The sequence below is a fragment of the Armatimonas sp. genome, from assembly GCF_043760365.1.
Taxonomy (GTDB): domain Bacteria; phylum Armatimonadota; class Armatimonadia; order Armatimonadales; family Armatimonadaceae; genus Armatimonas.
In genome coordinates this window covers 1-4675 of sequence record NZ_JAYUPA010000470.1, presented here as the reverse complement: position 1 = coordinate 4675, position 4675 = coordinate 1, and the positions used below count along the sequence as shown (strand labels likewise).

The 4675-nt window shown below is 61.9% G+C and carries 2 protein-coding genes and 2 pseudogenes; 1 reads left to right on the top strand and 3 read right to left on the bottom strand.

What is annotated here, in order from left to right:
• Window positions 1-361: pseudogene (locus tag ACH2EH_RS11015) on the bottom strand (hypothetical protein); the annotation flags it as partial.
• 3 nt (window positions 362-364) lie between these two features.
• Window positions 365-961 carry an N-(5'-phosphoribosyl)anthranilate isomerase gene (locus ACH2EH_RS11010; RefSeq protein ID WP_395141613.1) on the bottom strand — a complete coding sequence of 199 codons (597 nt, stop codon included), beginning with the start codon at window positions 959-961 and terminating at the stop codon, window positions 365-367.
• 48 nt (window positions 962-1009) lie between these two features.
• Here ACH2EH_RS11010 and ACH2EH_RS11005 point away from each other — a divergent pair, with 48 nt between their 5' ends.
• A complete protein-coding gene (locus tag ACH2EH_RS11005; protein WP_395141611.1) occupies window positions 1010-4258 on the top strand; it encodes a WD40/YVTN/BNR-like repeat-containing protein in 3249 nt (1082 codons plus the stop codon).
• 212 nt (window positions 4259-4470) lie between these two features.
• On the opposite strand, the pseudogene ACH2EH_RS11000 reads toward ACH2EH_RS11005, so the two are convergent.
• A pseudogene (locus tag ACH2EH_RS11000) lies at window positions 4471-4675 on the bottom strand (mitomycin antibiotics/polyketide fumonisin biosynthesis protein); the annotation flags it as partial.

Sequence of the window (4675 nt, the reverse complement as noted above, 5' to 3'; positions counted from 1 at the left end):
TGTTGGTGGCAGTGCGCTGCGCTTTGGGGGTGTACCAGATACTGCCCAGCTCCGCGACCCCGTCGCGCGGCTCGATACGCATCACGGAGAGCATCCCCAGAGCGGCACTGTCTGCGAGCTGCCGCACCGTGTAAGGCTGCCAATCACTCAGCCCCTGGAGGCTCTCCAAATACTCCCGAAACTCCGCCTCGCTGTCAAACGGCCCGCGGGTCATGTAGTCCCACAGTGACGGCGTGTTCGCAGCGACAAAAAGCTCCAGGCTATCCCGCTGCGGATCGGTGGGCACCAGGCGAACCAACTGTCCGGTGTGCTCGCAGTAACTGGGAAGTTCCCAAAGCTTGGTGAAGGGAGCGGTACGCATGGGTTATTCTATCGCCCGGACTGAGGCGATAAAATCACGGAGTTTCTGAGGGTCCTTCTTGCCCGGTGCGGCTTCCACACCCGACGAAACATCCACAGCGTAGGGGCGCACAAGAGCAATCGCTTCGGCAATATTTTCAGGAGTCAGGCCACCGGCTAAGAGCAGTGGCTTCCCGCCTAGGAGGGATTTTGCGGCGACAGCAAGGCTCCAGTCGAAGGCGACACCCGCGCCGCCGAGAGCTTTCTCGTGGTAGGCATCCAGTAAGACCGCACTCACAGGCTCAGCAGCGGCGCTTGCCACGGCGGCGAGACTGGCCTGGTCGCGCACCCGGACAACACGGATGCAGCGCGAGTGCTCGGGGAGCGGACCATCGAAGAGCTGAAAGAGGTCGCCGGGGTAGCCGTGCGCTTGCTCGGCATTCTGGGCAACAATAACCAAAGACAGAAAAGGCGGTAGCGCAGCACGAATCAGGGCGACGGTTTCTGGTGTGACGTAGCGCGGCGTGCCCGGCACAGCGATCACCCCCAGCGCATCCGCACCCAGCTCAGCGGCGAGCAGGGCATCGTCAACACAGGTGATTCCACAAATTTTGATGCGCATATTAAGATTTTACCCCCGCTTTGGATAACTTACAGGTAAAATCGTCGCATGAAACGCCATTTCCTTCCTTTAACGATTCTTAGCTTAAGCCTGCTCTCCACGCCTCTGTTTGCCCAAGGGCCGACACCAAGCCCTACTTTGCAAGATCTCGCCTGGCGCAGTATCGGCCCGGCGATCATGGGCGGACGTATTGACGACTTCGCGGTGGTGGAGTCCGACCCGAAGACCTACTATGTGGCGACGGCAGCGGGAGGCATCTTCAAGACGACCAACAACGGGACAACTTTTGAGAGCATCTTCGACGGCCACGAGACCAGCAGCATTGGGGATATTGCCATTGCGCCCAGTAACCCCGATATTGTCTATGTGGGCAGCGGAGAGGCCAATAACCGCCAGAGCTCGTCGTGGGGCTACGGCATGTATAAGTCCGATGATGCCGGCAAGACCTGGAGCCATATCGGGCTGGCAAAGACACAGCACATTGGGCGCGTGGTAGTGCATCCCACGGACCCGAATACCGTCTATGCGGCGGCGCTCGGCAGGCTCTGGGGGGCCAACCCGGATCGCGGGCTCTACAAGTCCACCGACGGCGGCAAGACCTGGGCTAAGTCGCTGTTCATCAACGACGACACGGGCGTGACCGATGTGGCGATGGACCCCAACGACCCCAACACGCTCTACGCGGCGGCCTACACCCGGCGACGCTCGGCCTTTGGCTTTGCGGGCGGCAGCACCGACGGCGGACTCTATAAAACCACCGACGCGGGCAAGACATGGAAGAAGCTCTCTGGTGGCCTGCCCAGTGGCGAAGTGGGCCGAATCGGCATCGCGATCTACCCTAAGAACCCCAAGATTGTCTATGTTACCTGGGAGAATGATAACAAAGGCGGCACGCAGTCGGCAGCGGGCAACGGCCATGTCTGGCGCACGGATGATGCAGGAGAGACGTGGGAGAAACGCGCCGCCACCAACCCACGCCCCATGTATTTTTCCCAGATCCGCGTGGATCCCAACGACGAGGACACGGTCTATGTCCTGGGGGTGAGCACCTATGTCTCCGTGAACGGCGCTAAGACCTTCGCCTCCCCCTTCTCCCGTGTCCATGCCGACGGCCACGCGCTCTGGATTGACCCTAAGGACTCGGACCACTTGCTCCTGGGCTGCGACGGAGGCGTCCAGGTAAGCTGGGATCAGGGCAAGACTTGGGACTATATCAATACGCTTGTGGTGAGCCAGTTCTACGAGGTCCACTACGACATGCGCTTTCCCTACCATGTCTACGGGGGCCTCCAGGACAACGGCACCTGGGAAGCCCCCAGCCGGACACTGGATGCACGCGGTGTCACCAACGACGAGTGGCTCAACGTGGGCGGCGGCGATGGCTTCTACGCCCAGGCGGACCCGATCAACTGGCAGATTATCTACACCGAGAGCCAGGGCGGCGCGGTCGGACGGCGCAACCAGGCCACGGGCGAGAGCAAGAGCATCAAACCCCGCCCCGAAGGCGCGGGGGAACGGCTTCAGTTCGACTGGAACAGCCCGATTCTCATCTCGCCTCACAACCCAAAAAAGATTTTCTTTGGAGGCAATAAGCTCTTTATCTCGCAAAATCGCGGCGACACCTGGCGCAGAACCGACGATCTCACCACCAAGCCGGATCGCACGAAGCTGCCCATTCTAGGAAAGCCCGTGGGTGCCAGTACCCTCTCCGGCAACGATGGCCAAGACGGCTACGGCTATATCGTCACGGTCAGTGAGTCTCCCGCCAAGGAGGGCGTGATCTGGGTAGGCACCGATGATGGGAACGTGCAAGTCTCACAGGACGACGGCAAGACATGGACGCTTTGCAGTGTCCCTGGTGTCCCAAAAGGCACCTATGTGAGCCGAGTACACGCCAGTCGCCATGCACCGGGCCGCTGCTACGTCAGCTTCGATGGCCACCGCAGCGATGACTTTACGCCCTACGCGTTTGTGACCGAGGACTTCGGCGCAACCTGGAAAAAGCTCTCCAGTGACCTGCCCGAAGGCGCAACCGTGAGTGTGATTCGTGATCATCCGCGCACTCCCAACCTCCTCTTCTTGGGAACCGAGCGCGGGGCCTATGTCTCCTTCAACCGGGGCGGGAGCTGGGAGCGCTTCGACAAGCCCTTCCCCGCCTCGATCCCCGTGGACGATATCCAGGTTCATCCGCGTGACAACGACCTGATCTTCGCGACCCACGCCCGGGGCATCTGGATTCTCGACGATATCGGCCTGCTGGAAGCCAAAGCCCAGACCCTGGCTCCCGTGACTCTTGCGCCACCCAAGCCCGCCGTTCACTACCGAATCGCGAGCCGCAAAGCGACAACGGGGCATAAAATCTATATCGCCCCAAACCCCAGCACGGGCAATTCCTTCCGCTTCTACCTCGCCGAGGGTGTGAAGGGCTCGGCAACCCTGGCTATCAAGGACAGCAAGGGGAAAGTGCTCCGAACCCTCAGCCAAGCGGAGCCGTCGCCGGGCTGGAACGTGCTGCGCTGGGATCTACGCGAGAGCCCCGCAGTCGCACCAAGCGCCACGGCCAACCAAGGCGGCGGTGGTGGATTCGGGGGTGGTTTTGGAGGAGGGTTTGGCGGCGGCGGCGGAGCAACGGCCCCGCGCCTGCTCCCCGGCAGCTACACCGCCACCCTCACCGTGGATAAGCAGTCGTCCACGCAGGCGCTCACCCTCTACGATGATCCCCGCTCACACCTGACCGACAAAGAGCGCCTTGAGGTGCACGACACCCTCGCCGCCCTCCGCGATGCTTACGGCGAGCTGGATGCCGCGCGCCTTGCTCTCACGGCAACGCGCACCGCACGGGAAAAAGATCGCGACAAGGTCAAGGCGGACACGACCCTGAGTGAAAAAGACAAGGCGAAAGTGCTTGCCAAGTCTGAAGCCCGCCTGAAAGCGGTCACGGATCTCCTGGCACAGATCTCTCCGGCAGCAGGAGCAGGCCGTCCGGGCGGCGGCAGCGGTACAGCCAACCGGCGGACCCCCGGCACGCTCCGGGGCAACGATCCCCAGCAGGGCAACCGCCCCGTCACCCCGCCCCCAACGGCACCCCCTGCGGAAGGCGGCGGCGAGTCCCCGGCAGAAGGCCAGCCCACTCCCCGCCCCGTGTTCAACACCAACGCCCTGACCACTCGGCTCTCCCGCGCATCTCAGAACATTGATGCGCTGGTCGAGCCGCTCAGCCTCGGCAACAAGACCGAGGCGGCAGCGGCGATCAAGGCGGCCAAGAAAGCCATTAATGAGGCGAAGAAACTGAAATAAGAGGTTGCCCCGATTGTAATCGCCCCCATGAACGGGGGCGTCTTTTTGACGGCTTCGCCGACACGAAGGGCGTGCCGCCCATAGCCGAGTCAACTCGGGATCGGTATGGCCCGAAGTGGCCTTTGTGTCCGAGCCTGCGAGGACAATAAGACCGGGTGCCCTCTGGGCGCGTTCATGGGGGCGATTACAATCGGGGCGAAAAACTCACCAGTTTACCCATACGCCCCGTTGGGCAAGAAGCCCAGTAGGCGCTTGCGGCGTGGATTGGCATCTATGTAGACATGCTCGGGCATCTGGTAGTTCATGAAGGGCGCGTATTTGTGCCCGATCAGCCGACGCGCATAGCTCACTTGCGTGATGTAGCGCACGCGCTCCGAGAGATTGGGTGCGCCCCGGTGCCAGACCTGGTTGTTGAAC